24 protein-coding genes are annotated in these 26451 nt (G+C 62.6%); 17 read left to right on the forward strand and 7 right to left on the reverse strand.

Translation table 11 applies throughout. From position 1 onward, the window contains the following. Window positions 1–21 precede the first annotated feature (21 nt). Complete coding sequence (locus NKH33_RS13395) at window positions 22–1152, reverse strand: fatty acid desaturase family protein (protein ID WP_352919904.1); 1131 nt, start codon at window positions 1150–1152, stop codon at window positions 22–24. A gap of 134 nt (window positions 1153–1286) precedes the next feature. On the opposite strand from NKH33_RS13395, the gene NKH33_RS13400 reads away from it, so the two are divergent. The 7 genes from NKH33_RS13400 (at window position 1287) to NKH33_RS13430 (ending at window position 8849) form a co-directional block, all read left to right on the forward strand. Continuing rightward, the gene (locus tag NKH33_RS13400; protein ID WP_023677522.1) at window positions 1287–2318 is read left to right on the forward strand and encodes a LacI family DNA-binding transcriptional regulator; all 1032 of its coding nucleotides are present in this window, start codon (window positions 1287–1289) and stop codon (window positions 2316–2318) included. A gap of 309 nt (window positions 2319–2627) precedes the next feature. After that, on the forward strand, window positions 2628–3569 hold the full coding sequence (locus NKH33_RS13405; RefSeq protein ID WP_352614967.1) for a sugar ABC transporter substrate-binding protein: 942 nt from the start codon (window positions 2628–2630) through the stop codon (window positions 3567–3569). Between the two features lie 114 nt (window positions 3570–3683). Next, a complete protein-coding gene (locus NKH33_RS13410; protein ID WP_292655972.1) occupies window positions 3684–4760 on the forward strand; it encodes an ABC transporter permease in 1077 nt (358 codons plus the stop codon). 2 nt (window positions 4761–4762) lie between these two features. After that, window positions 4763–5530, forward strand: coding sequence for an ATP-binding cassette domain-containing protein (locus NKH33_RS13415; RefSeq protein ID WP_023677519.1), 768 nt, complete (start codon window positions 4763–4765; stop codon window positions 5528–5530). A gap of 68 nt (window positions 5531–5598) precedes the next feature. Beyond that, entirely contained in the window at window positions 5599–6600 is a 1002-nt protein-coding gene (gene iolG, locus NKH33_RS13420; RefSeq protein WP_352919907.1) for an inositol 2-dehydrogenase, read from the forward strand. Window positions 6601–6623: 23 nt separating this feature from the next. Next, complete coding sequence (locus NKH33_RS13425) at window positions 6624–7418, forward strand: SDR family oxidoreductase (RefSeq protein ID WP_352682250.1); 795 nt, start codon at window positions 6624–6626, stop codon at window positions 7416–7418. 339 nt (window positions 7419–7757) lie between these two features. After that, on the forward strand, window positions 7758–8849 hold the full coding sequence (locus tag NKH33_RS13430) for a 3-deoxy-7-phosphoheptulonate synthase (protein ID WP_352682253.1): 1092 nt from the start codon (window positions 7758–7760) through the stop codon (window positions 8847–8849). A gap of 215 nt (window positions 8850–9064) precedes the next feature. Here the strand turns inward: NKH33_RS13430 and NKH33_RS13435 are convergent, their stop codons facing one another. After that, window positions 9065–10174, reverse strand: coding sequence for a Gfo/Idh/MocA family protein (locus NKH33_RS13435; protein WP_352682256.1), 1110 nt, complete (start codon window positions 10172–10174; stop codon window positions 9065–9067). A gap of 153 nt (window positions 10175–10327) precedes the next feature. On the opposite strand from NKH33_RS13435, the gene NKH33_RS13440 reads away from it, so the two are divergent. Continuing rightward, window positions 10328–11173 (forward strand): MurR/RpiR family transcriptional regulator, encoded by an 846-nt coding sequence (locus NKH33_RS13440; RefSeq protein ID WP_352540037.1) that lies wholly within the window; start codon window positions 10328–10330, stop codon window positions 11171–11173. Here NKH33_RS13440 and NKH33_RS13445 read toward each other — a convergent pair. Further along, window positions 11170–12060 carry an AraC family transcriptional regulator gene (locus NKH33_RS13445; protein WP_352919915.1) on the reverse strand — a complete coding sequence of 297 codons (891 nt, stop codon included), beginning with the start codon at window positions 12058–12060 and terminating at the stop codon, window positions 11170–11172. The two genes, NKH33_RS13440 and NKH33_RS13445, sit on opposite strands and share 4 nt — an antisense overlap. A gap of 137 nt (window positions 12061–12197) precedes the next feature. Between NKH33_RS13445 and NKH33_RS13450 the strand changes: the two genes are divergently transcribed. From NKH33_RS13450 to phnN, 9 genes are all read left to right on the forward strand, one after another. Continuing rightward, window positions 12198–12926, forward strand: a complete 729-nt coding sequence (locus tag NKH33_RS13450) for an SDR family oxidoreductase (protein WP_352472328.1) — start codon at window positions 12198–12200, stop codon at window positions 12924–12926. A gap of 200 nt (window positions 12927–13126) precedes the next feature. Continuing rightward, window positions 13127–15061, forward strand: coding sequence for a bifunctional 5-dehydro-2-deoxygluconokinase/5-dehydro-2-deoxyphosphogluconate aldolase (locus tag NKH33_RS13455; RefSeq protein WP_352919918.1), 1935 nt, complete (start codon window positions 13127–13129; stop codon window positions 15059–15061). Window positions 15062–15095: 34 nt separating this feature from the next. Next, the gene (gene iolD / locus NKH33_RS13460) at window positions 15096–16940 is read left to right on the forward strand and encodes a 3D-(3,5/4)-trihydroxycyclohexane-1,2-dione acylhydrolase (decyclizing) (protein ID WP_352919919.1); all 1845 of its coding nucleotides are present in this window, start codon (window positions 15096–15098) and stop codon (window positions 16938–16940) included. A 44-nt stretch (window positions 16941–16984) separates the two neighbouring features. Continuing rightward, window positions 16985–17902: a myo-inosose-2 dehydratase gene (gene iolE / locus NKH33_RS13465; protein ID WP_352919921.1), complete on the forward strand. Its 918-nt coding sequence runs from the start codon at window positions 16985–16987 to the stop codon at window positions 17900–17902. 41 nt (window positions 17903–17943) lie between these two features. Beyond that, window positions 17944–18162 carry a DUF3329 domain-containing protein gene (locus NKH33_RS13470; RefSeq protein WP_352453009.1) on the forward strand — a complete coding sequence of 73 codons (219 nt, stop codon included), beginning with the start codon at window positions 17944–17946 and terminating at the stop codon, window positions 18160–18162. A gap of 2 nt (window positions 18163–18164) precedes the next feature. Further along, window positions 18165–18977 (forward strand): 5-deoxy-glucuronate isomerase, encoded by an 813-nt coding sequence (gene iolB, locus NKH33_RS13475; RefSeq protein WP_352919923.1) that lies wholly within the window; start codon window positions 18165–18167, stop codon window positions 18975–18977. A gap of 147 nt (window positions 18978–19124) precedes the next feature. Beyond that, window positions 19125–19832 (forward strand): DUF1045 domain-containing protein, encoded by a 708-nt coding sequence (locus tag NKH33_RS13480; RefSeq protein ID WP_352919925.1) that lies wholly within the window; start codon window positions 19125–19127, stop codon window positions 19830–19832. Window positions 19833–19911: 79 nt separating this feature from the next. Beyond that, the gene (locus NKH33_RS13485) at window positions 19912–21051 is read left to right on the forward strand and encodes an alpha-D-ribose 1-methylphosphonate 5-triphosphate diphosphatase (protein WP_352576376.1); all 1140 of its coding nucleotides are present in this window, start codon (window positions 19912–19914) and stop codon (window positions 21049–21051) included. Beyond that, a complete protein-coding gene (gene phnN / locus NKH33_RS13490; RefSeq protein ID WP_352919928.1) occupies window positions 21048–21677 on the forward strand; it encodes a phosphonate metabolism protein/1,5-bisphosphokinase (PRPP-forming) PhnN in 630 nt (209 codons plus the stop codon). The genes NKH33_RS13485 and phnN overlap by 4 nt, the downstream gene beginning before the upstream one ends. A gap of 92 nt (window positions 21678–21769) precedes the next feature. Here the strand turns inward: phnN and NKH33_RS13495 are convergent, their stop codons facing one another. The 4 genes from NKH33_RS13495 to NKH33_RS13510 all read right to left on the reverse strand — a co-directional run bounded on the left by NKH33_RS13495 (window position 21770) and on the right by NKH33_RS13510 (window position 26092). Beyond that, on the reverse strand, window positions 21770–22300 hold the full coding sequence (locus NKH33_RS13495; RefSeq protein WP_352472336.1) for a DUF2231 domain-containing protein: 531 nt from the start codon (window positions 22298–22300) through the stop codon (window positions 21770–21772). Between the two features lie 153 nt (window positions 22301–22453). After that, a complete protein-coding gene (locus NKH33_RS13500; protein WP_023677502.1) occupies window positions 22454–23449 on the reverse strand; it encodes an ABC transporter permease in 996 nt (331 codons plus the stop codon). A 23-nt stretch (window positions 23450–23472) separates the two neighbouring features. Further along, window positions 23473–25017, reverse strand: a complete 1545-nt coding sequence (locus NKH33_RS13505; protein ID WP_352920115.1) for a sugar ABC transporter ATP-binding protein — start codon at window positions 25015–25017, stop codon at window positions 23473–23475. A 112-nt stretch (window positions 25018–25129) separates the two neighbouring features. Then, on the reverse strand, window positions 25130–26092 hold the full coding sequence (locus NKH33_RS13510) for a sugar-binding protein (RefSeq protein WP_352539964.1): 963 nt from the start codon (window positions 26090–26092) through the stop codon (window positions 25130–25132). Window positions 26093–26451: the final 359 nt, after the last annotated feature.

Genomic DNA, 26451 nt, shown 5'->3' on the forward strand with positions numbered 1-26451 from the left:
TGGTGCATTGGCATGGGCTTGTCATTCAGCAGCCACCGCAACAGCAGCGTTATCGCTGTGGAAATCCTCCCGATAGGGCCGCGCCGTCGGCGGCAGTTCGCGCTTGATGAAATAATCCTCATTGCGCAGCTGGCGCAGGAAAGCCGGTATCATCTCGCGGTAGCCGGCCAGGATGGATGGTGTCGGCGCCGGCAGATCGTGCTTGATCAGTTCGTGCAGCCTGGGCAGCGCGTGATAGGGCACCATGGGAAACATGTGATGCTCGACGTGGTAGTTCATGTTCCAGTAGATGAAGCGGCTTATCGGGTTCATGTAGACGGTGCGGCTGTTGAGCCGGTGATCGGTGACGTTTTCAGCCAGGCCGCCATGCTGCAGCAGGCCGACCATGACATGGTGCCAGGCACCGTAAAGCCTGGGCAGACCGACCAGCATCAGCGGCAGGAACGAGCCGGTATAGAGCGCCAGCGCAATGGTAGCGGCATAGATTGTCGTCCAGATGCGGGCAATGCGAATTGCCTTCGGCTGCTCCTGGTCGGGAATGAAGGTTCTTTCGGCCGGACTGACGATACCGGCTGCATTGCGCAGCATGTCGCTCATCGCATGCCAGGCGTCGAGAATGCCGACGAAGTTGAGCACCACGCGCAGCAGATCGGGCGGACGCATCACCGAGATCTCCGGATCGCGGCCGACTATGATGGTATCGGTATGATGTTGCGTGTGGCTCCAGCGCCAGGTCACCGGGTTGCGCATGATCATGAAGCAGGCGACCTGATAGACCACGTCGTTCATCCACTGCGTCCTGAAAGCGGTCCCGTGGCCGCATTCGTGCCAGCGTGAATCGGTGGAGGAACCGTAGAGGACGCCGTAGACGAAGAAGAACGGCACGCACCACCAGCTGCCCCAGAACCAGGCGGCGCCGGCGCCGCTGAGGATCATGGCGCCGAGCCAGACGATGGTATCGCGGATCGCCGGGCCGTCGGAGCGCTGCATCAGCTCCTTCATCTGCTTGCGCGGCACGTCGGTGTGATACCACTCGGCCGCCGCCAGCCCGCTCTCGACGGCAAGCTTCGCGTCGCGGCCGATCAGGCTATAGTCGCGTCGGGACGCCGCTGCGGAGCTCGTATTCCCGGTTCGGAGTCCAATATCCACCATAGCGGAGGCCTCGATCATATTCGGTCAGCGTTCAAAATAACGCCGAGCCCTGATAGGCTCAATATCACAAAGATAGTTTCTATCATTTTCCATCAGAATGGTGTAAAAGGGCCAAACAGTGGAATGAGGCAGCGATGGCGAAACGGCCGACGATCACCGACCTGGCGCGCATTTCGGGGGTCAGCGTTGCCACCGTCGACCGGGTGCTGAACAACCGCTTGCCGGTGCGCGAGGAAACCGCGCGCCGCGTCTATGAGGCCGCGACCAGCATCGGCTATCACGCAGCCGGATTGATCAAGCAGCGGATGCGCCATGAATTGCCCGAATACCGGCTCGGGTTCCTGCTGTTGAGGCGGGAGGACGTCTTCTACAGCGAATTTGCCCGCGAGCTTGAACTGGCGGTATCGCAGTCGCCGCGCTTTCGCGGCGTGGCCACCATCGACTTCGCCGCTTCGCTGGCGCCGGACGAGATCGTCGAGCGGATGCGCAAGCTGGCCGCCAAATCCAGGGCCGTCGCCCTGGTCGGGCCTGATCACCCGACGCTGACGGTCGCCGTCGAGGCTCTGAAAGCCAATGGCGTACCGGTGTTCTCCCTGCTTTCCGACTTTGCATCCGGTATTCGCGAGGGCTATGTTGGCCTGGACAATCGCAAGGTCGGCCGCACCGCTGCCTGGATGATCTCGAAGGCCGCGAAGAGACCTGGCAAGGTTGCCCTCTTCGTCGGCAGCCATCGCTTCCATGGCCATGAGCTTCGCGAGATCGGTTTTCGCTCCTTCTTTCGCGAGCAGGCGCCGGAATTCACTCTCCTCGAGACGTTGGTCAATCTGGAAGCGAACCAGATCACGCATGATGCAATGATCGAGCTTCTGGCCCGCCACCCTGATCTCGCCGGTTGCTATGTCGCCGGTGGCGGCATGGAAGGCGCGATCTCGGCGCTGAGGGAGGCAAAGCCGGCTGAGATGCCGGCGGTCGTCTGCAACGAGATCACGCCCGACTCCCGCGCGGCGCTGGCAGATAATTTCCTGACCATGGTGATCTCGACGCCACTGGCGGCGCTTTGCCGCGAGCTTGTCGGGCTGATGGCGCATGCCATCGAGACCGGCGCTGCGAATGCGCCGGGCCAGACCTTTCTGCCCTTCGACATTTATCTGCCGGAAAACATCTGACGTCGCGGTCATCGGCGGCAGACATGATGTAATCTATCAGAATGCTTTCAGGCCTCGCTTGCCTGAGCGTCCGTCCAAAAGCGCTCGAAATGCCGAAAATCCATTCCTCATGGCGAAATCTCGCTTGACGCCCACGCGAAATGGAATAAATATTTCACCATCTGAGCATTTTGGTTCTTTCGTTCCGGAAGATCTGTTTCAGGCAAATGCCTCCGGAACCAAAAATGGCAATCGGGAGAGAATTCCCTGCGAGATCGGGGATTCCGGGTAGATCGGTGCAGCCGGACACCAATGTGGAGGAGAAATAAAATGAAAAAACTGCTTTTGGGCGTCGCGTTCGCGGCGCTGATGAGTTCGTCCGCCTTTGCCGCCAAGATCGGCGTGTCGATGGCGTTGTTCGACGACAATTTTCTCACCGTGCTGCGCAACGGCATGATTGAACAGGCCAAGGGCATGGACGGCGTCGAGCTGCAGGTGGAGGATGCGCAGAACGACGTCGCCAAGCAACTCGACCAGATCAAGAACTTCGCCGCCTCAGGCGTCGACGCCATCATCGTCAACCCGGTCGACACCTCGGCGACCCAGGCGATGTCGGACGCAGCCGCCGCTGCCAAGATTCCACTGGTCTATGTCAATCGCGAGCCGGTCAACGTCGACAAGCTGCCCGAAAACCAGGCCTTCGTCGCCTCGAACGAAGCCGATTCCGGCACGCTCGAGACCAAGGAGGTCTGCCGCCTGTTCAAGGAGGCCGGCAAGACTGAAGCCAATGTCTATGTGATCATGGGCGAGCTGTCGAACCAGGCAGCGGTGCAGCGCACCAAGGACATTGATGACGTGATCGCCACACCGGAGTGCAGCTTCATCAAGATCATCGACAAGCAGACGTCGAACTGGAAGCGCGAAGAAGCGCAGAACCTGATGACCAACTGGCTGTCGACCGGCAAGCCGTTCGACGGCGTCATCGCCAATAATGACGAAAGCGCCATCGGCGCCATCCAGGCGATGAAGGCCGCCAACATCGACATGAAGTCGGTTGTCGTCGGCGGGGTCGACGCTACCCAGGATGCGCTTGCCGCGATGCAGGCGGGCGACCTCGATGCGACGGTGTTCCAGGACGCGGCCGGCCAGGGTGCCGGCGCGCTTGACGCGGCGCTCAAGCTGGCGAAGGGCGAGAAGGTCGAGCACAAGGTCTACATCCCGTTCCAGCTGGTCACGCCGGCAAATATCGACAAGTTCCTGAAGAAGAACTGAGGCGGACCTGTCCGATACGGAGCGGCGCGCCAAAGTAAGACAGCGCCGCTCCGCTTTTTCCCTCTCGGCCTGAACAGCGCCGAGTGGAGACCGTGGCTGACGGAGGAAGCACGATTGGCACAGACATCTCACGGCGTCGGCGGGCTCAGCTATGATGCGAAACGGCGCGCATGGCCGGCCGAATTCAACGTCTTCCTGGCGCTCGTCATCCTGGTCGGCGCTTTCGAGCTGATCGGCCGGGTTTTCCTGGGCGACAGCTTCCTGTTCAATACCCGCGACAATATCGATGCGATCTTCAACGAAGCGCGCCTGCAGATCATCATCCTGCAGGTGTCGATCGTCGGCATTATTGCCATCGGCGTGACGCAGGTGATCATTACCGGCGGCATCGACCTGTCCTCAGGTTCGATCGTCGGCGCCACGGCGATGATAGCCATGAGCTTCGCCCAGGTGGCGACGGTCAACGGCAACCCGAACCCCAAGGCGATGTTCATCGCCCAGGGCTGGACCGACCTGCCGGTGATCGTGCCCGTGCTGGTCGCGATCGGCTGCGGCCTGCTGGCCGGCCTGGTCAACGGCGCTTTGATCGCCTACACGCGCATCCCGCCGTTCATCGCCACGCTCGGCATGATGGTCACCGCGCGCGGCATCGCCAAATGGTGGTCAAAGGGGCAGCCGATCTCGTTTCCGACCGAGAGTTTCGCCGCCATCGGCAAGGGGCTGATGCCGGTCATCATTTTCATATCGCTCGCAGTGCTGTTCCAGCTGATCCTGAGTTACACCAAATATGGCAAGCACTGCTATGCGATCGGCTCCAATGAGGACGCCGCGCGCATGTCCGGCATCAACATCGCCAACCACAAGATCCTCGTCTACGTCATTGCCGGCGTCCTCGCCGCGCTCGCCGCCGTGGTGCTGAGCTCCAAGAATCTCACCGCCCAGGCCGGCATGGGTGTAATGTACGAGCTCGATGCGATCGCCATGGCGGTTATCGGCGGTGTCTCGCTGTCGGGCGGCCGCGGCTCGATCATCGGAACGGTGATCGGCTCGCTGATCTTCGGCGTGATCATCTCCGGCTTCACCTTTCTGCGCCTCGACGCCTATTATCAGGAGATGGTCAAAGGCGTGATCATCGTCGGCGCAGTCGTTCTCGACCAGTGGCGCCAACGCCTGCGGGCAATGAGGGCTTGATCATGTCGGACATCGTCCTGAAGACCGAAAACCTGACCAAGTATTATGGCGGCGTCCATGCGCTGGAGGGTGCCGACTTCGAGCTGCGCAAGGGCGAGCATGTCGCTATCATGGGCGACAACGGCGCGGGGAAATCGACCTTCGTACGCCAGATCACCGGCGTCGAGCAGCGCACCAGTGGCAGGATGTGGTTCGACGGCAAGGAAGTGAATTTTGCCGGCCCCATCGAAGCCCGCGAGGCAGGCATCGAGACGGTGTTCCAGAACCTGGCGCTCGCCGACGACCTCGACGTGCCGTCGAACCTGTTCCTCGGCCGCGAGCGGGTGCTGTTCAATCTCGGGCCCTTCTCGATCCTCGATCGCAAGTTCATGCGCAAGGCGACCGAGGCAGCCTTGGTCCGGACAGCGGTCAAGATCCCCAATCTTTCCAATACTATCCGCCACATGTCGGGCGGCCAGCGCCAGTGCGTAGCAATTGCCAGAACCGCGACCTTTGCTTCCAAGCTCATCATCATGGATGAGCCGACGGCGGCACTCGGCGTGCAGGAGACGATGCAGGTCGAAAACATCATCCGCACGCTGAAGGAGAATGGCGAACCGCTGATCCTGATCTCTCACAACATGCGCCAGGTGTTCGACCTGGTCGACCGCATCGTCGTTTTCCGGCGCGGCCGCATCGTCGCCAATTTGCGCAAGCAGGACACCGACGGCAACGATATCGTCTCCTACATCACCGGCGCCAAGACCGGGCAGGCGGAACTTGCGGCGTAACGGCCAACGCCGAGCCACAGGCGCTGACACGCCCTCCCTTCCGAACCATCCTCAAAGGAAAACTCTTCATGCCTCTTCGCTTTGCTCTTCTCGGTGCCGGCCGTATCGGCAAGGTCCATGCTCGCGCCGTCGGTTCCAATCCTGAGGCCAGGCTGGTCGCAGTTGCCGACGCCTTCGAGAAGGCGGCGACCGATCTGGCCTCTGCCTACGGCGCCGAAGTGCGCAGCATCGATGCCATCGAGAAGGCCGGCGATATCGATGCGGTCGTCATCTGCACGCCGACCGATACCCATGCCGATCTGATCGAACGCTTCGCCAAAGCGGGCAAGGCGATTTTCTGCGAAAAGCCGATCGATCTCGACGCCGGCAGAGTGGAAGAATGCCTGGCCGTCGTCGACAAGGCCGGCGCCACCCTGATGGTCGGCTTCAACCGCCGCTTCGATCCGCATTTTGCCGCCGTGCGCAAGGCGATCGACGACGGCGCCATCGGCACTGTCGAAATGGTGACAATCACCTCGCGCGATCCCGGCCCGCCGCCGCTCGACTATATCGGCCGCTCGGGCGGCATCTTCCGCGACATGACCATTCATGATTTCGACATGGCGCGCTTCCTGCTCGGCGAGGAGCCGGTGGCGGTCAGCGCGCATGCTTCGGTGCTGGTCGACAAGAAGATCGGCGAGGCCGGCGACTTCGACAGCGTCAGCGTCATCCTCGAAACTGCCTCCGGCAAGCAATGCGTTATCTCCAACTCGCGCCGCGCCACCTACGGCTACGACCAGCGCATCGAGGTGCATGGCTCGAAAGGCATGATTGCGGCCGAGAACCAGCGGCCGGTGTCGATCGAACTGGCCAATGAGAAAGGCTATACGCGGCCGCCGCTGCACGATTTCTTCATGACCCGTTATCTCGACGCTTATGCCAACGAGATCGCTGCCTTCATCGCGGCAGCGACGTCAGGCAAGAAGGCGGCGCCGAGCGGCAAGGACGGGCTGGTGGCGCTCAGGCTGGCGGATGCGGCGCTGAAATCGGCCAAGGAAGGCAAGACCGTCCGCCTCGACAAAACAATCTGACTATCAAGCACAGGAGCAAGGCGATGAACGGTTCAGCCGGTCGCAATTCCGAAACACGCGCCATCGTCACCGGCGGCGCACAAGGCATCGGCTTTGCCGTCGCCGAAGCGCTGGCCGATGAGGGTTGCCGGGCGCTGGCGCTGATCGGCCGCTCGCAGGAGAAGGGCGACAAGGCTGTCGCCATCCTCAAGGGGGCAGGCGTCGATGCCATCTTCATCAGCGCCGACGTCTCAAAAGTGGCCGACTGCAAGCGTGCGGTCGAAACGGCGATTGGCCATTTTGGTTCCGTCAACGCGCTGGTCAACGCCGCTGCCACCTCGGCTCGCGGCTCGCTGGTCGAGACCTCCGAGGATCTGTTCGACCAGATATTCCAGACCAATGTGCGCGGCCCGTTTTTCCTGATGCAGGGCGTGGTAGCGCATTTGCTGGCGCGCCAGGTACCGGGCTCGATCGTCAATGTGCTGTCGATGTCGGCGCATTGCGGCCAGTCGTTCCTGGCGCCTTATTCGTCAAGCAAGGGAGCGCTGGCGACACTCACCAAGAATGTCGCCAATGCCTATCGCGGCAATCGCATCCGCTGCAATGCGGTGCTGCCCGGCTGGATGGACACCGAAGGCGAGGCGATCGTGCAGAAGAAATGGCACGACGCCCCGGACGACTGGCTGGAAAGGGCCGAGGCCGCGCAGCCGATGGGTCAATTGGTGAAGCCGGCACAGCTTGCCCGGTTGATCAGCTATATGATCAGCCCGCAGTCCGGCGTCATGACCGGGTCGCTGGTCGATTACGACCAGAGCGTCGCCGGGTCGTCGCCGGAATAACGCCGGCAAGTCTAGCGGAACGCTTCGTCATCCACGGGCGGAGCAAGGAGCGCAGCGACGCGGCGCAGACCCGAGGATGACGAAGTTCGGGGGGCTTCAGCCAATCGCGAATGGGCTGGAGTAAACCTCCTCCTCACCAGGCACGTGACAAGCGCATCCGCATCGACTATATCAGCCCTCATGATCAACCTGACCGCCACATATTGGTACTTTATGAGCTCGCTGGCGGCGGGAGGATTGCGCTCGATCTGAAGATTGCAGCAACAATATCCGAACAGCCGCCAGACCTGGCGGCTTTTTTGTTTCAGCCGGCAGGTCTCCCAATCAGGAGCATAAGCCGTGTTGACGACCACAGACGATCTTCGGGTCAAAGAAATAAGGGAATTGAGCACGCCGGACGAGGTGATGCGGGAGATACCGCGCACGCTGACGGCGACGCGCACCGTTGCCGCGTCACGCAATGCGATCCACGCGGTGCTGACCGGCACCGACGATCGGCTGGTGGTCGTCGTCGGCCCCTGTTCAATCCACGACCCGGCCGCCGCCGTAGACTATGCCAGCCGTTTGGCATCGCTGCGTGAAAACCTGTCGGACCGGCTGGAGATCGTGATGCGGGTTTATTTCGAGAAGCCGCGCACGACGATCGGCTGGAAGGGCCTGATCAACGATCCCGACCTCGACGGCAGCTTCAACATCGACAAGGGTCTGCGGATGGCCCGCAACGTGCTCTCGGCGGTCAACAATCTCGGCCTTCCCTCAGCGACCGAGTTCCTCGACATGACAACTCCGCAATACATTGCCGACCTCGTCGCCTGGGGCGCGATCGGCGCGCGCACGACCGAGAGCCAGATCCACCGCGAACTCGCATCAGGCCTGTCCTGCCCGGTCGGCTTCAAGAACGGCACCGACGGCAATTTGCGGATCGCGGCCGAGGCGGTGAAATCCGCCGCCCAGCCGCACCATTTCATGGCGGTGACGAAAGGTGGGCGCAGCGCCATCGCGACGACCACCGGCAACGAGGACTGCCACGTCATCCTGCGCGGCGGCATTGTGCCCAACTACGACGCGGCAAGCATAGCTGCTGCCTCCGCTGAGCTCGGCCGGATCGGCGTGGCACCTCGGCTGATGATCGATGTCAGTCATGCCAACAGCAACAAGAAGCCGGAAAACCAGCCGCTGGTGGCGGCTGACGTGGCGGGCCAGATCGCGGCAGGCGACGAGCGCATCATCGGCGTCATGATCGAGAGCAACCTTGTCGCCGGCCGGCAGGATGTCGTGCCCGGCAAGCCGCTCCTCTATGGCCAGAGCATCACCGATGGCTGCATCGACTGGGCGACCACCGAGACCGTGCTGCACGGCCTTGCCGACGCCGTCGAGCAGCGCCGGTCGGTGCGCCGCGCCATGATCGCCGGCCGGCCAGGAGCCGCCTGAGCACTTCACCTTCTCCCCTTGTGGGAGAATGTGGATCGGCGCGCAGCGCCGAGCCGGATGAGGGGTGCTGGAAGAAACTCGGCGCAAAAATATTGAGGGATTTTAAGCGGTTATTTCTTCGCTGTAGCGATCCGTCCAACACCCCTCATCCGACCGAGCTTCGCTCGGTCTCCCCTTCTCCCACAAGGGGGGAAGGGGAGACCAGCGCGGGCTTACTACCGCACCTCCATCCAGCGCTGTTCCGCGAACGAGCGCGCCATCGCGTGCACCGTGCGCTCGATCTCCAGGCCTTCGTCGAAATCGATGATCCGCGCCGGCTTGCCGGCAAGTCGCGTCAACAGTTCCCGGCATTCGATAATCTTGAGGTCATTAAAGCCAAGGCCGTGGCCGGGCGCCGGCAGGAAGGCGTCATAAGGCTTATGATGCGGCGCCACCAGGATGGTGCGATAGCCTTGCTCGGTCGGCCGGTCGGCCGTCAGATAGAGTTGGAACTCATTCATCCGCTCCTGGTCGTACAGGATCGAGCCCTTCGAGCCAAAAATCTGGATGGCGATCCGGCCTTTGCGGCCCCAGGCCGAACGGTTGACCAGCAGCGTGCCGGCGATGCCGTTTTCGAGATGCATCAGGATGCTCGCGATGTCGTAGGTCTCGACCGCGCGGCGCCCGCCCGAGGCGACGCGGCGGTCGGCATAGGGTCTGGCCATGTCGCACATGACGCGGGCAACGCGGCCGAACAGTACGGCGATGAGCGACAGCGGATGCACGGCGAAATCGTCGAGCGCGCCGTAACCGGACGCCGCCTCGTGCTTCCAGAAGAACAGCGCCTCCGGATCGGCCATGAAGTCCTCGTCCATCTCGATACGCAGATGGTTGACCTCGCCGATGATCTTCTCGTCGAGCAGCGCGCCGATATGGCGGATCGCTGGATTCTGAATATAGTTATAGCCGAGCGCGGCCACCTTGCCGGACTTTTGGGCCGCCGCAGCCATTGCTTGCGCCTCCGCAAAACTTGGCGCCATCGGTTTTTCACACCACAGATGCTTGCCGGCTTCGAGGATGGCGATGGCCATTTCCGGGTGGAACTGGTTCGGCGTGGTCAGCGAGATGACATCGACATCCGGGTCGTCGACGACGGCGCGCCAGTCACCGGACGCCTTGGCGAAGCCGAATTCGCTGGCACGGCGTTTGGCAAGATCCTCGTTGACCTCGCCCAGATGGACCAGCCTTGGCTTGGCCACATCGGGAAAGACGGTGCCGACCGCGTTCCAGGCAATGGCGTGGCACTTGCCCATGAAACCCGTGCCGATAAGACCTACCCCGACCATCCGCTTGCCTCCCTGTGCGCAAAATTTGTGTGGATGAATTAGTCCATTTTGTCTGCAGATGGAACGCTTGTCTCATTTTTTATGGTGTTCTTGCACGGGCCCGCTATGATGGGCCACAGAGGGAACCAGACGATGAGCCTGGGCGGAGCGACGATGGACGAACGGGTGCCGCGCGATTTCGAGACGCTGCGGGCGACGATACTGGAGCGGCGTCAGAGCCTGCCGAAACGTATCGCCCAAATCGCCGCCTATGCGCTCGACAACCCAGACGATATCGCCTTCGGCACCGCTGCCAGCATCGCCGCTTCCGCCGGTGTCCAGCCTTCGACCCTGATCCGCTTTGCCCAGCAGCTTGGTTTTGATGGTTTCACCAGCCTGCAGTTGGTGTTTCGCGAGCGCCTGCGCGAGCGCAACTCATCCTATGATGAAAGGCTGGCGGCATTGCGCGCCAAGGCCGAGGAAGGCGCCGGCCACCGCGCGATTTTCGACGGTTTTGTTGCCGCAGCCAGTACCTCGCTCAACGACATTTCGCGCACGCTGAATGAAGACCATTTCGAAGATGCGATCACCGTGCTGGCCAAGGCCGAAACCATTTACGTGCTGGCCAAGCGGCGCTCCTACCCGGTCGCCTCCTATATCGCCTATGCATTGGGCAAGCTCAAGATCCGCAACCAGCTGATCGAATCGGCCGCCGGCCTCAATGCAGAGATGATCGGCTTTGCCTCTCCAAGGGACGCCGTGATCGCCATCAGCTTTTCGCCCTATGCCCCGGCCACCATCGAGGAGGCGCGCGTCATTTCGGAGCAAGGCGTGCCGATCGTGGCGATTACCGACAGCTCCTTTTCGCCACTCGCCCAATTCGCCAGGGTCTGGTTCGAGGTCGCCGAGGCCGATTTCGCCGGCTTCCGCTCGCTGTCGGCGACGATGGCTTTGGCTATGGCGCTGACCGTCGCGGTCGGCGAGAAGCGGCGCGACAGCGGCCGCAAGCGCAAGCCTTAGATCACCTCTATTGCCGTTTCGCCTTCTGCCGAAAGCCGCGCTGCGTCGCGTGCAGGCGGCGACCCGAACTGGCGGGCATACTCCCGGCTGAACTGGGAAGCACTCTCATAGCCGACGGCGAAGGCGACACGTGCGACGTTGCCCGGCTGGGCAATCAGCAGATGGCGGGCTTCCAGCAAGCGGATTTGCTTTTGATACTGGATTGGGCTCATGGCCGTCGCCGCCTTGAAGTGACGATAAAACGCAGCACTGCTCATACGGGCAATCTCGGCCAGGTCGCCGACCCGGACCGGCTGATGGGGATGCGAACGGATCCAGGCGATCGCCCGGCCAATCCGGGACAGATGGCCATCGGCGCGCGCAAGTTCACGAAGCTTTCCGCCTTGCGGGCCTTGCAGGAGCCGAAACAGCATCTCTCGCTCGATCATGGTCGCGAGCACGGGAATCTCCGCTGGCCGGTCAAGCAGCCGCAGCATTCGACGCAACGCGTCGAGCAGGTCGTCATCAGCGGGAGAGGTGGAGAAACTATCGCCCCTGAGGGCCGGCGCGTGCTCGACGAGGAGCGCGGCGACGGCCTGCAGGTCAAGGGTCAAGCCAATGGCCAGGTAAGGACGCGCCGCGCTCGCTTCGATTATCTGGCTGATGGTGGGCGTCTCGACAGTATAGATGAAATAGCTGGCCGGATTGTAACGAAGAGCCCGGTCGCCGATCAGAACCGTCTTCGCGCCCTGCAGTACGAATAAGATCCCCGACCCCCACACCCCTGGTATTGGCGCCGTGGCGACTTCGCTGCGGCCGATCGAAACGCGGGGAATCGCCGTTCTTGTTCGTCGCCCGCGCGCATGACGGCTGGCGATCTCGATCAACTCCTGCAGCGCTTCGCTCATTGCGCCAGCATCGCGCATTCGCACCGGCTGCGCAACAGCGTGAGAGGATTAGGCAAGAACCGGAGAATTTCCGGCGCGCGGCGCCCGCTGTCTCGCGCCATTTGTGGGTCTTCCACAGCAAACATGGAGACACCGATATGACGACATCGAAAAGCGCGCTGGTGACCGGCGCCAACAAGGGTATAGGCCGTGAAATCGCCCGGCAACTGGCGACCAAGGGCTTCAAGGTCTGGCTCGGCGCCAGGAGCGCCGAACGCGGCATGGCGGCGGCGCAGGCATTGCGCGCCGAAGGCCTCGACGTGGAGTGGCTTGAGCTGGACGTCACGCGGGATGACAGTGTGAAGGCGGCAGCCGAGGCATTCAGGCAGGCCAGCCCCTGCCTCGACGTGCTGGTGAACAACGCCGGCGTCGCCATCAATTACGACCTGCCGCCGAGCCAGCAGCGGATCGCCGACATCCAGGCCACCTACGACGTCAATGTCTTCGGCCCGATCCGCGTGACCCAGGCATTCCTGTCGCTGCTGCTAGCAGCACCTGCTGCCCGGATCGTGATGGTGAGCAGCTCCACCGGGTCCATCGGCCGGGCGCTCGATCCCGCCACTGCGAACCACGCCGTTAACATGATGGGCTACGGCAGCTCCAAGACAGCCTTGAACGCCATCACGGTGGCATTCGCCAGGGAGCTCGCGCCGCAAGGCATCAAGGTCAACGCCGCGGCGCCCGGCTACACTGCCACCGATCTCAACGGGTATAAAGGTCACCGCACGGTGCAGCAGGCGGCCGAGATCGTCATTCACCTGGCGACCTTGGACGCCGATGGCCCGACCGCCGGGTACTTCAACGATGATGGCCCGCTTCCTTGGTAAATCAGCTGGTTTCAGTGGTAGACACTTGACGTTCGTCTGACTTCAAAGTTTCTGAACGCGCGAGCCTTGCACAGCACTTTTCAGCCTTGGGAATGCTCGTTCCATATTGACTATGGATTGGAATTATTATTTCATATTGCCGGCGCCACGCTGCCGCTCGCGCGTGTTACCCAAAACAACAAAGCCGATGGGAGGTTCGAATGGGCGAAGCCGTGGAAGCGAGACATGCGCCGCTCGACATTATCACCATCGGCCGCGCTTCCGTCGATCTCTATGGTCAGCAGATCGGCTCGCGCCTCGAGGACATTACTTCCTTTGCCAAGTCGGTCGGCGGCTGTCCGGCCAATATCGCGGTCGGTACTGCCAGGCTCGGCCTGCGCTCGGCGCTGCTCACCCGCGTCGGCAATGAGCAGATGGGCCGCTTCATCCGCGAGCAGCTGACCCGCGAGGGCGTTTCGGTCCAAGGCCTCAAGACCGATCCGGAGCGGCTGACCGCCCTGGTGCTGCTGTCGGTCGAGGATGAAGGCGTCTCGCCGATGATCTTCTATCGCAGCGATTGCGCCGACATGGCGCTTTCGAAAGACGATATCGATGAGGCGTTTATCGCTTCGGCACGCGCGGTCGTCGTCACCGGCACGCATTTTTCACGGCCCAACAGCGACGCCGCCCAGCGCAAGGCGATCCGTGTCATGAAAGCCAAGGGCGGCAAGGTGGTGTTCGACATCGACTACCGCCCCAACCTCTGGGGTCTCGCCGGCCACGCCGAAGGCTTCGAGCGCTATGTGAAATCCGACCGCGTCTCGGCGCAGTTGAAGACGGTGCTGCCCGATTGCGATCTCATCGTCGGCACCGAAGAGGAAATCATGATCGCCTCGGGCGCAGACGATTGCCTGAGCGCGCTGAAAACCATCCGCTCGCTGTCGGCGGCAACCATCGTGCTGAAACGCGGCGCCATGGGCTGCATCGTCTATGACGGGCCGATCAGCGACGACCTCGAGGACGGTATCGTCGGCAAGGGATTTCCAATCGAGGTCTACAATGTGCTCGGCGCCGGCGACGCCTTCATGTCGGGCTTCCTGCGCGGCTGGCTCGGCGAGGAAGGCCTGGCGACGGCGGCGACCTGGGCCAATGCCTGCGGCGCCTTTGCCGTGTCGCGGCTCCTCTGCGCACCGGAATACCCGACTTTCGAGGAATTGCAGTTCTTCCTGAAAAACGGCAGCAAGCATCTGGCGCTGCGCAAGGACGAGGCGATCAATCACATCCATTGGGCGACCACGCGCCGGCGCGACATCCCCTCGCTGATGGCGTTCGCCTGCGACCACCGCGTCCAGCTGGAGGATGTCGCGGCAAAAGCCGGCGCCGATCCGTCGCGAATCCCGGCTTTCAAGGTGCTGACGGTCAAGGCTGCGGCCAAGGTTGCGGCTGGCCGCGCCGGCTACGGCATGCTGCTCGACGAAAAATACGGACGCGAGGCGATGTTCGAATTCGCCCACCATTCCTTCGCCTGGCTCGGCCGGCCGGTCGAGTTGCCGGGTTCGCGGCCGCTTCGCTTCGAGTTCTCGCACGACATAGGTTCGCAACTGACCGAATGGCCGGTCGACCACTGCATCAAGTGCCTGTGCTTCTATCATCCCGACGATCCCGCGGCGCTGAAGAGCGAACAGCAGCAGAAACTGCGCGCTTTGTTCGAGGCCGCGCGGAAAATGGGCAGAGAACTTCTGGTCGAGATCATTGCCGGCAAGCACGGCAGGCTCGACGACATGACCATCCCGCGCGCGCTCGAGGAACTCTACGCACTCGGCATCAAGCCCGATTGGTGGAAGCTCGAACCGCAGGCATCGGCCGGCGCATGGGCAAAGATCGAAGCGGTGATCCTGAAGCACGATCCGTGGTGCCGTGGAATTGTGCTGCTTGGCCTGGAAGCGCCGCAGGACGAGCTGGAAGCGGCCTTCGCCGCCACCGCCAAGGCGCCTATCGTCAAAGGCTTCGCTGTCGGCCGCACCATCTTCATTAACGCGGCCGAACAATGGCTTGCCGGCAAGATGTCGGACGAGGAGGCGGTGGCCGACATGGCATCGCGTTTCGAAAAACTGACCGAGGCATGGCTTGCCGCGCGCGGTCGCAAAGCAGCATAAGAAGGCGCGACATAAGCACTGCGGAGGAACCGACATGACCAAGACAATCCGCCTGACGATGGCGCAGGCGCTGACCCGCTTTCTTGCCCGACAGATGACCGAGATGCACGGCAAGAAAGTGCCGATCTTCGGCGGAGTCTGGGCGATCTTCGGCCACGGCAATGTCGCCGGCGTCGGCGAGGCGCTCTACCAGGTTCGCGACGAACTGCCGACCTTCCGTGCCCATAACGAGCAGGCAATGGCGCATGCGGCGATCGCCTACGCCAAGGCCAATTTCCGCCGCCGCTTCATGGCCGCGACCAGTTCGATCGGCCCCGGCGCGCTCAACATGGTGACCGCTGCGGCACTTGCGCATGTAAACAGGTTGCCTGTCCTGTTTCTGCCTGGCGACGTCTTCGCCAATCGCATTCCCGATCCCGTCCTGCAGCAGGCCGAGGATTTTTCCGATGGCACGGCGACGGTCAATGACTGCCTCCGCCCGGTGTCGCGCTATTTCGACCGCATCACGCGGCCGGAGCAGATCATGCCGGCGCTCAACCGCGCCATGCAGGTGCTGACCGATCCCGCCGAATGCGGCCCGGTGACGCTGGCGCTGTGCCAGGACGTGCAGGCCGAGGCCTATGACTACCCCGAGAGTTTCTTTGCCGAGCGACTCTGGACGCCGCGACGGCAGCGCCCGGACCGCAACGAACTGGCGGCCGCAGTCGCGGTACTCAAAGCAGCGAAAAAGCCGCTGGTGATCGCGGGCGGCGGCGCACTCTATTCGCAGGCGTCCGAGGAGCTGGCAAAACTGGTGCAAGGCGCCGGCATTCCAGTTTGTGAGACGCAAGGCGGCAAATCCTCGCTCCCGGACGATCATCCGTTGAACATGGGCGCGGTCGGCGTTACCGGCACTTCGGCGGCCAACAGGCTGGCCGAAGAGGCCGACGTCGTGCTTGCCGTCGGCACCAGACTGCAGGATTTCACCACCGGCTCCTGGGCATTGTTCAAGCATGCCGGCAGGACCATCATCGGGCTCAACGTGCAGCCTTTTGACGCCGGAAAGCACCAGGCGCTGCCGCTGGTCGCCGATGCGGCGGAAGGGCTCGCCGAACTCGATGCGGCGCTGAAAGGCTGGAAAGCCCCTTCAGGCTGGACCGACAATGCGATCGCGGGCAAGAAGGACTGGCAAGCGGATGCCGACAAGGTGACGGCGTCGACCAATGCCGCCTATCCGTCCGACGCGCAAGTGATCGGCGCAGTACAGCGCGCCATGGGCTCCGGCGTGGTACTGCTTCATGCCGCCGGCGGCTTGCCCGGCGAATTGCACAAGCTATGGCAGGCGGGTGCCCCCGGCTCCTACCACGCAGAATACGGCTTCTCGACAATGGGCTATGAAATCGCCGGCGGGCTTGGCGTCAAGATGGCCAAGCCGGACGAAGAGGTCGTGGTGATGATCGGCGACGGCTCTTACCTGATGCTCAATTCCGAGATCGCGACCTCGGTGATGCTCGGCCTCAAGCTGACCATCGTGCTGCTCGACAACCGCGGCTATGGCTGCATCAACCGGTTGCAGATGGCGACCGGCGGCGCCAACTTCAACAATCTGCTGAAGGACGCCCGTCACGAAACCTTGCCCGAGATCGACTTCGCCGCGCACGCTGCGAGCATGGGTGCGATTGCCGAAAAAGTGCCGTCGGTCGCCGGGCTGGAAACAGCGCTGGCGCAAGCGAAGAAGAACACGCGAACGACGGTGCTGGTCATCGACACCGACCCGCTGGTTTCGACCGAGGCCGGTGGAAGCTGGTGGGATGTCGCAGTGCCGGAAGTCTCGGCACGGCCGCAAGTGAATGCCGCGCGCAAGAAATACGAGGAAGCGCTGGGCGGGCGGGTTCTTTAGCCATCCGCGAACGCGCCTCGAATGTCTGAAACTGGAGTGACGACTTGAAAGCCAAACTGGGCATGTCCCCCATTGCATGGTGGAACGACGATCTTGCCGAACTCAGCGATGATGTGTCGCTGGAGGAGTGCCTGCGCCAGTCGCGCTCGGCTGGCTTTACCGGAATGGAAATGGGCCGCCGCTTTCCCAACGATCCGCAAATCATGCTGCCGATCCTGAAAGAGGCCGACGTGACGCTTTGCGGCGGCTGGTTCTCGGGGACGCTGGTCGACGAAGACATGGCGAAGAACAAGGATCGTATCCAGCCGATGATCGACCTGTTCAAGGCGGTGAACGCGCCATGCATCGTCTATGGTGAAGTCGGCCGCTCCATCCAGGGCGACCGCTCGAAGCCGCTCGCCAGCAAGCCCAGGCTTTCGGACGAGGAAATGAAAGCCTACGCCCGGCGGCTCACGCAGTTCGGCGAATGGTGTGCAGAGCAAGGCATGCCGCTCTCCTACCATCATCATATGGCGGCAGTAGTTGAGACCGAGCCAGAGCTAGATGCCTTCATGCGCTATTCGGGAGAAGGCATTCCATTGCTGCTCGACGCGGGTCACCTGGCCTTTGCCGGCGGCGATGTGCTGCGCGCTATTGATAACCACCACCCGCGCATCAACCATGTGCATGTGAAAGATGTGCGCATCGAGGTGATCGCGGGACTGGATCGCGAGAAGCAATCGTTCCTCGACGCGGTGGCACTTGGCGCCTTCACCGTGCCGGGAGATGGCTCGCTGGATTTTGGCGCCATCGTCCAGAGGCTCGCCGACCATGGCTATGAAGGCTGGTTCGTGGTCGAGGCCGAGCAGGATCCGAAGAAGAACCCGCCGCTCAAGATGGCGCAGGTCGGCTACAAGGAATTGATGCGGGTGATGACAGCGGCCGGCTATACGGTGGAGACACAAGGCTTTCCCAATGCTTGAGGCTCGCGAGGAAGGGCTGATCCGATGCCGGGGGTGATCCGATGAAAGACTCCGAGCACCCGTTTTTCCGGCCGCTGTGGCGGCGCGTTGCCGTTGTCGCGGTCTGCCTGGTCTGGTCGGTGATCGAATTCGCCACCGGCACGCCGTTCTGGGGCGTGATCGCGCTCGGCTTCGCCGGCTATGCCGTCTGGCAATTCTTCTATCTCTACAAGCCGGCTGACGAGGACAAGTCATCGGCGGACGCCGAACCGAAGGAATGACCATGTCGAAGCTGCTCGTCAAAGCCAATAAGGGCCACGGCCGCGTCGCTCATGTGACGCCGCAAAACGCCGGCTGGACCTATGTCGGCTTCGATGTGCATCGGCTCAGGCCCGGCGAGAGCGCTTCCGGGCAAACCGCGGATCGTGAGGTCTGCCTGGTGTTCGTCACCGGCAAGGGCAAGGCCAAGGCCGGCGGCAAGGATCTCGGCTTGCTGGGCGAACGCATGTCGCCGTTCGAAGGCAAGCCTTGGTCGGTCTATGTGCCGCAGGGGTCGGAGTGGTCGGTGAGCGCCGATACCGATCTCGAACTTGCCGTCTGTTCGGCGCCAGGACTGGGCGGCGGTCTGCCGGTCCGTGTCATCGCGCCCGACGATCTCGGCCAGGAGGTTCGCGGCAAAGGCACCAACACGCGCTACGTCACCAACATCCTGCCGGAAGGCAAGCCGGCCGATTCCTTGCTGGTGGTCGAGGTCATCACACCCGGCGGCCACACATCGAGCTATCCGCCGCACAAGCACGACCAGGACAATCTGCCGGCTGAATCCTATCTCGAGGAGACCTATTACCACCGTCTCAACCCGCCACAGGGCTTTGCTTTCCAGCGCGTCTACACCGATGCCGACGAGAACGGTGCTCGTTCGCTCGACGAGGCGATGGCGATCGAGGACGGCGACGTCGTGCTGGTTCCCAAGGGTTATCACCCCTGCGCAGCCTGCCACGGCTATGATCTCTATTATCTCAACGTCATGGCCGGACCGAAGCGGACGTGGAAATTCCACAACGCGCCCGAGCACGAATGGCTGATGAAGGCCTAACCACTTCCCCTTCGCCCCAACCGCTGGCCAAGCGAAAAATCGTCGGCTAACGACCCGGCTGTGTGGTTTTGTTACCGAAAACGCCGCAAAGCTTCGTCAATTCGTCATGGAAATCACCTATGGCAGCGGGGCTGACGAGGACTTTCGATGCGCTACGCGATCTATTTCACCCCCCGACAGGACGAACCGCTGGCACGGATCGCCGCCGACTGGCTCGGCCGCGACCCATTCGGTGCCGCCACAAAGCCGGTCGAGGCTGCGGGCGAGTTGTCGGCGGCAGAAGTTGCCTTCCATACCGCCTCGGCGCGCCGCTATGGCTTTCATGCGACACTGAAGGCGCCCTTAAGACTGGCCTCCAACGAGACGGAAACGTCGCTTCGTGCAGCACTCGACGATTTTGCCGAGGCGACGCCGGTGGTTACGATCCCGCGCCTCGTCGTCAGCCAAATCGACGGCTTCTTCGCGCTGTTGCCGGAAGCACCGCTGCCGGCGCTCAACCGCTTCGCCGACGACGTGGTGCGCGACTTCGACCGCTTTCGCGCGCCGTTGACGGAAGCCGAGATCGAACGGCGCAGCCCCGATTCGCTGAAGCCCGACGAGTTCCGCAATCTCTGCCAGTGGGGCTATCCCTATGTCTTCGAGACGTTTCGCTTCCATATGACGCTGTCCGGCCGGGTGTCGTCACAGGAAAGCCCTCGTCTTCGCCTAGCAATCGACAGCCTGTTTGCGGACGTGCTGCAACGGCCGGTGGCGGTGGACGCGCTGACGCTGTTTGTGGAAACTGAACCGGGCGCACCGTTCATGGTGCTGTCCCATCACGCGCTCGGGCGCCGCCCGGCCAGAAGAACTGCCTAAATGACTATTTGCTTTAACCGCATGGTGCGAAGCCAATTCATTTTCAATTGGCTGCAAAATGCTGCAAGGACTGCCTGAAATGACTGCCGAGACCGTTCTTGACAATGCCCGTATCGTGCTGGCCGACCAGATCGTCGAAGGGTCGATCGTGCTGCGCGACGGGGTGATCGCCGCCATCGATCCCGGCGCTGGCCGCAGCGGCGAGGACATGGGCGGCGACTTCATCATCCCTGGCCTGGTCGAGCTCCATACCGACCATCTCGAAGGCCATTACGCGCCGCGGCCGAAAGTGCGCTGGAACCCGATCGCAGCCGTGCTCGCGCATGACGCCCAGGTGGCGACCGCCGGCATTACCACCGTGCTCGACGCCTTGCGTGTCGGCATGGACGAGGATGCCGACCTGACGGCCGCCGACATACGCAAGCTGGCCGACGCGATCGAGGACAGCGTACAGCAGGACCGGCTCAGGGCCGACCATTTCCTCCATCTGCGTTGCGAGGTTTCGGCGCCGGACTGCCTCACGGCCTTCGCCAATTTCGACGGTGACGAGCGGGTAAGGCTGGCGTCGCTGATGGACCATGCGCCCGGACAGCGCCAGTTCGTCAATTTGGAAACCTACGCATATTACTACCAGCGCAAGCTGAAGCTGACCGATCGCGATTTCCAGAAATTCTGCGAAAAGCGGATGGCGGAATCGGCGAGGAATTCGAGCCCGAACCGCAGCTTCATCGCCGCTGCCTGCCAAGAGCGCGGCATCGTGCTCGCCAGCCATGACGACGCAACCGTCGGCCATGTCGACGAAGCGATCGAGCAAGGTGTGCGCGTCGCCGAGTTCCCGACCACCGAGGAGGCGGCGCGGGCTTCAAAAGAGGCAGGGCTCGGCGTATTGATGGGCGCGCCGAACGTCATGCGCGGCGCGTCGCATTCGGGCAATGTCTCGGCCCGCACGCTGGCCGGCGATGGCCTGCTCGATATCCTGTCGTCGGACTACATTCCCTTCAGTCTGATCCAGTCAGCCTTCTTCCTCGGCGACGTGGTCGAGGGCATTTCCTTGCCACAGGCGGTGGCGATGGTCTCGAAGAACCCGGCCGAGGCGGTCGGCCTCACCGATCGCGGTGTCATCGAGCCCGGCCGGCGCGCCGATCTGGTTCGCGTGCGCGTCGACGACCATGTCCCGGTCGTCCGCACGGTCTGGCGGCAGGGACGCCGGGTCGCATGATGGTGTCGGCATCGGTCGAGCGTGAATTGTCCGCTATCGGATTTCCGATCCGCGACGGTGTCTTCGTCGCCGTCGTCGGGCCGAGCGGTGCCGGCAAGGACACGGTGATCGGCTATGCGCGCGCCGTGTTTGCCGACGAGAGCCGGCTGGAGTTCGTGCGCCGGGTGATCACCCGGCCGAGCGATGCGGCCACCGAGGATCACGATACGCTCGCCGATGCTGCCTTCGTCGAGGCCGAAGCGGATGGTGCCTTCGCCATTTCCTGGGAGGCGCATGGCCTGCGCTACGGCATCCCGGCCGAAGTCGACTGGTCAGTCTCCAACGGCCGTGTCGCGATCGCCAACGTCTCGCGCGCGATCATCCCGGCGCTGCGGGAGCGCTACGCCAATCTGGCTGTCGTCGAGATCACGGCTACACCGGAGATCCTGGCCGAGCGGCTGGCATTGCGCGGTCGCGAGTCGCGCGGCGAAGTGCTGGCACGGCTGGCGCGCAGTGCCAATGTGGCGCTGTCCGGACCGGGTGTCACCTCGATCGACAATAGCGGTCTTCGTGAAGCCGCCGGCGAGCGCTTCGCCGAAGTGCTGCGCAAGGCCATGGCCTTCTCCGACATGTCGGGCCTTATCTAAGGCGCGTCCATCCCGATGCATTCGGCATGCGCGCTACTTGTCTAACCGATATCTTTTTTAGAAACCGGTATCCACTTCTCGGGATTATGGCCTCATGCGGCGTGCCGGTCCCGACCAGCGTGACGAGTATCCGTGGCAGTGGTTGTCGACGGCTTCGCTGGCGCATCCGCTGGTGTATCCAGAACTGCAACGTGGTGCCGATACACCATCTCCCAGCCCTTCCAGCCGGTGAACAGCAGTATGCAGACCACTATGAACGACAAGAGCGCACCCCATGGGCGGACCGCGGCTTCGGCGCCTTGCGCATAGCGCAGGTAGAAATTGATCAGTGCCACAACGACCGCGGTCAAGTTGCCCAGCATGTGGTACCAGGCGTCGGACAAGGCGCGAATGCGCGGCTCGTTGAGGAAGTCGATAAAACCGGCTGTCGCAGCGAGAAGGGCCATTACGATGGCTGCCCCGATCAGCCACATCGATGCCCGTGCCCAGAAGGCATCGGCAGTCCCCCAGAAAACCAGGTCGGTGACAAACGCACCGACAAGAAACGCGACAGGAAAAGGTATCAGCATCGGGTGGAGGGGGTGAGTTCCTACTTTGGCGGTACTAACTGGATTCGTGGGCATGGAACGCCTCCGCGTAGCAAAGCTTAAATAAACGCTCAGATACGGGTTTCGTTCCAAATAGAGACCGACCTGAACTGCTGTCGCGAAGCTCCGGCTGACTCTTTCACGCCACCTGCCATGGCCGTCGGCGTATTTCATCCAGCTATTTTTGCGTCACTCAGCGGCAGCACCCGCCACGCCCTTGCGTGTGGCTTCCAGCATCCGCCGCCGCGCCCTGAACACGCCCCATTGCTGGTCGACCAGCACGCCGATGAGGATCACCCCGCCCATGACGGCGAAGTTGAGCGAGGACGGGATGCCGAGCAGGTTGACGAGGTTCTGCAGCTCCTGCAGCAGCACGGTGCCGAGCAGGACGCCGATCAGCGAGCCTTCGCCGCCACGCAGCGAGAAGCCGCCGAGCACCGCGGCCGCGATGGCATAGAGCTCGTAGAACTGGCCGTGGCTCGCCGGCGAGATCGAGCGTGTGTACATGGCGAAATAGATGGCTGACAGCGCCGTCAGCACACCGCAGATGACATAGGCGGCCATGACGATGCGGCCGGTGCGGATGCCGGAATATTTTGCCGCTTCCTCGTTCTTGCCGATGGCATAGAGATAGCGCCCGAACACCGACCGGTGCAGCACCACCCACATGACGACGGCGATGACGATCAGCGCGATGAAGCTGTTCGGCACGCCCCAGGACCGCCCCGCCGTCAGGAACTCGAGTTCCGGGAAATTCTGTCCGAAGGCAAAGCCGGCGGTGCCGTCGGCGGTGTAGAAGCGCGCCACGCCGCGATAGATCAACAGGCCGCACAAAGTCACCACGAAAGGCTGCAGTTTGAGCCGGGTGATCAGCCAGCCATGCGCCAGCCCGATGATGCCGCCGAGCACCAGGATCAGCGGCAGGGCGACCGGCCAGGCCATGCCGCGCGTGGCGATGAAGTCGATGAACAGCACGCCGAGCAGCGCAACCACCGAGCCGACCGACAATTCGATGCCACCGGTGATGATGACGAAGGCTTGGCCAATCGACAGGATGCCGAACAACCCGATCAGGTTCGAGGTGTTGGCGAGATTGATCGGCAGCAGGAAGCGCGGGTTGATGATCGCCACCACCGCGCCGACCACCAGGATCAGGATCAGCAGGCCGAGATCTTTCTTGCTCATCGTCTTCTCCCAGCGCCTGCGAACTACTTCGGCTGCTTGCCGACCGCCAGCAGCAGCACGTTTTCCTGGCTGAACCGGTCCTTGTCGAGAATGCCCGAGATCTGGCCTTCATGCATGACGGCAATGCGGTCGGAAACGCCGATCACCTCCTCCATGTCGCTGGAGATCATCAGCACGGCGACGCCGGCATCGGCCAGCGCGCGCATCAGCCCGTAGATCTCGGCCTTGGCGCCGATGTCGATACCGCGGGTCGGTTCGTCGAGAATCATCACCTGCGGCTTCATCGCCAGCCATTTGGCAAGCACGACCTTTTGCTGGTTGCCGCCCGACAGCGTACCGGTACGCGTCTGCACGGAGGGCGCCCTGATGCCGAGATCGGTCTTCTGCTTCTCGGCGGTGGCGGCCTCGGCGCTGGCCGAGACCAGCGAGCGCCGCGAATGCGCCGGCAGATTGGGCAGCGAGATGTTTTGGGCGATCGAAAGGTCGAGCAGGATGCCGGTCAGCTTGCGATCCTCGGGGACGAGGAAAATACCGTTGGCCACTGCGTCGGCTGCCGAACCTAGAACCAGATCTTTCCCGTCAAGCTGGAACGAGCCGCCAAAGCTTCTGTCGATGCCGAACAGGACGCGTGCCATCTCCGTCCGGCCCGAGCCGACGAGGCCGGCGAGGCCGAGGATCTCGCCATGCCTGACGTCGAGGTCGACGGGCCGGTCGGGATAGGCGGCGGTGCGAATTGCCTTGACCGACAGCGCGACAGAGCCCGGCGGGCGCGCCGATTCCGCGGCCTTCTCGCGCTCCTTCAGCATGCGGCCGATCATCAGCTTGACCATCTGGTCGTGATTGATCGCGCTCTTCGGCAAGGTTCCGGCGAGCATTCCGTCCCTGAGCACGACGACGCGGTCGGCGACGCGCTCGACCTCGTGAAGGCGGTGCGAGATGAAAATGACACTGATGCCGTCTGCCTTCAGCGCCTTGATGACGCCGAGCAGCTTGTCGGTTTCGGCGATCGGCAGGCTCGAGGTTGGTTCGTCAAGGATAACCAGCCTTGCCTCGATCGACAGCGCCTTGGCGATCTCGACCATTTGCTGCTGCGCCAGCGACAGCGCCGACACTGGCGTATCGGCCGAGAAATTGGCGCCCACGCGTTTGAGCAGCGGCGCCGCCTGCGCTCGCAGCCTGGCGCGGTCGACGAGCTTGAGCGGCCCGGCGCGCAGCGGTTCGCGGCCAAAGAAGATATTGGCGGCCACGTCGAGGTTTTCGAACACGTTGAGTTCCTGGTGGACGAAAGCGATGCCCGAGCCGATGCTTGCCTCGACAGTCAGCCCGTCATGGGCGACGCCATCGACGGTGATGGTGCCGGTGTCCGGCCTGGTCACGCCCCCGAGGATCTTCATCAGCGTCGATTTGCCGGCGCCGTTTTCGCCGACCAGGCCGATGACCTCGCCGGGCCTTACGTCCATCGAGAATCCGTCCAGCGCGACGACACCGGGATAGGTCTTGCGCACACCGTCGAGGCTCAGGAACGGAGCGTCCGTGGATGCAACGATGGATGGGTCGGAATAATTCATCACGCCTGACAGCAGCCGGTGAGCCGTTTGGTCTCAGACTGACGGGCCTCGCGAGGCCCGTCAATAGAACGCCGGCTCAAGGCGAACCTTGAGCCGGCGCAACCTAATTTGCTCAGTTTCCAGACATCGCCTTGAGGCTGGCGGCGTAGGCGTCGACATCGTCCTTGCCGATGATCTTGGTCGGGATGATGATCAGGCCATCGGCGGGAATGCCCGACTTATCGCCCTCGAGATAGGCAGCCATCAGCTTCATGCCCTGATATGCCCATTCGAAGGGCTGCTGCACGACGGTGGCGGCGACGGTGCCTTCCTTGACGCCGCCCAGCGTGATCGGATCGTCGTCGAAGCCGACGACGGTGATCTGGCCGAGCTTGCCGGCATCGCGCAGCGCTTCATAGATGCGCGGCGTGTTGTAGGAATAGAAGCCGACCATGCAGGTGACGTCAGGGCTGGCGACCAGCGCGTCCTCGACGTTCTTCTTGGCGCGAGCCTGATCGATGTCGTCGCCACGCACGTCGACCAATTCGATCTTGGTGCCCGCGAGACCTTCCTTCATGCCCTGGATACGTTCCTTGGCATTGTCGGCGCCGAGCAGGCCGACGAAGCCGAGGCACTTGCCGCCGTCAGGCATTGCCTTCTTGGCGATCTCTGCCGCCTGCTTGCCGGCATCGACATTGGAAGAGCCGATATAGGCGACACGCTTGGTCTGCGGTGCGTCGCTGTCGGTGGTGAACAACGCCGTTTCCGAGGCGATCTTGTTCAGCCCGTCGGTCGACGTCTTGGGATCGACGGCCGAGACCATGATCGCCTTAACACCGGCCGTCACCAGGTCGTCCATCAGGCGCTGCTGGATGGCGACCGAGGACTGCTCCGGATATTTGAGCTCCAGATTGTAATTGGGCAGTTCGCCTTGAGCCTTCTTGACGCCGGCTTCGGCCGCCTTCCAGAAATCGGAAGCGCCGTTGACGACGAAGGCCAGAGTCGGCTTGTCGTCGGCCCGCGCAATTGCGCTGGCGGAAAGGCCGAGCAGCAGGGCCGCAGCGGCGACGGACGCATTTCGTATCACAGATTTCATATTCAACCTCCCATTTTGACTCAGTAATTTTCGCTGATGATGAACGTGCCGGCGCGGCTTGGACGCCCTCCTCCTCAAGGGTTTCCGGCAGCGAAGAACGACGCCATTCCAGCCGCTATCGTCGACTTTAGAGACTCATTCGCCGTTCGTAAATAGTCCGATTTGTCTGACATTTCCGGGAGCGGCAGGCAAGCTTCGACTGACGGGAACCGTCCGATACCAGGCTGACTTGCGTTCCGAACATGCGCGGTCCGACGTCGTCCGGGCATGATGGATTGACGTTATAGGGATGCCAGATATTAGTAAAGAGTATTAGTTTGGTCGGATTCTCGCCACAAACGAGAGAGGCCTCCCCAGTC

This window comes from Mesorhizobium sp. M1182, assembly GCF_040318335.1.
Lineage (GTDB): Bacteria > Pseudomonadota > Alphaproteobacteria > Rhizobiales > Rhizobiaceae > Mesorhizobium.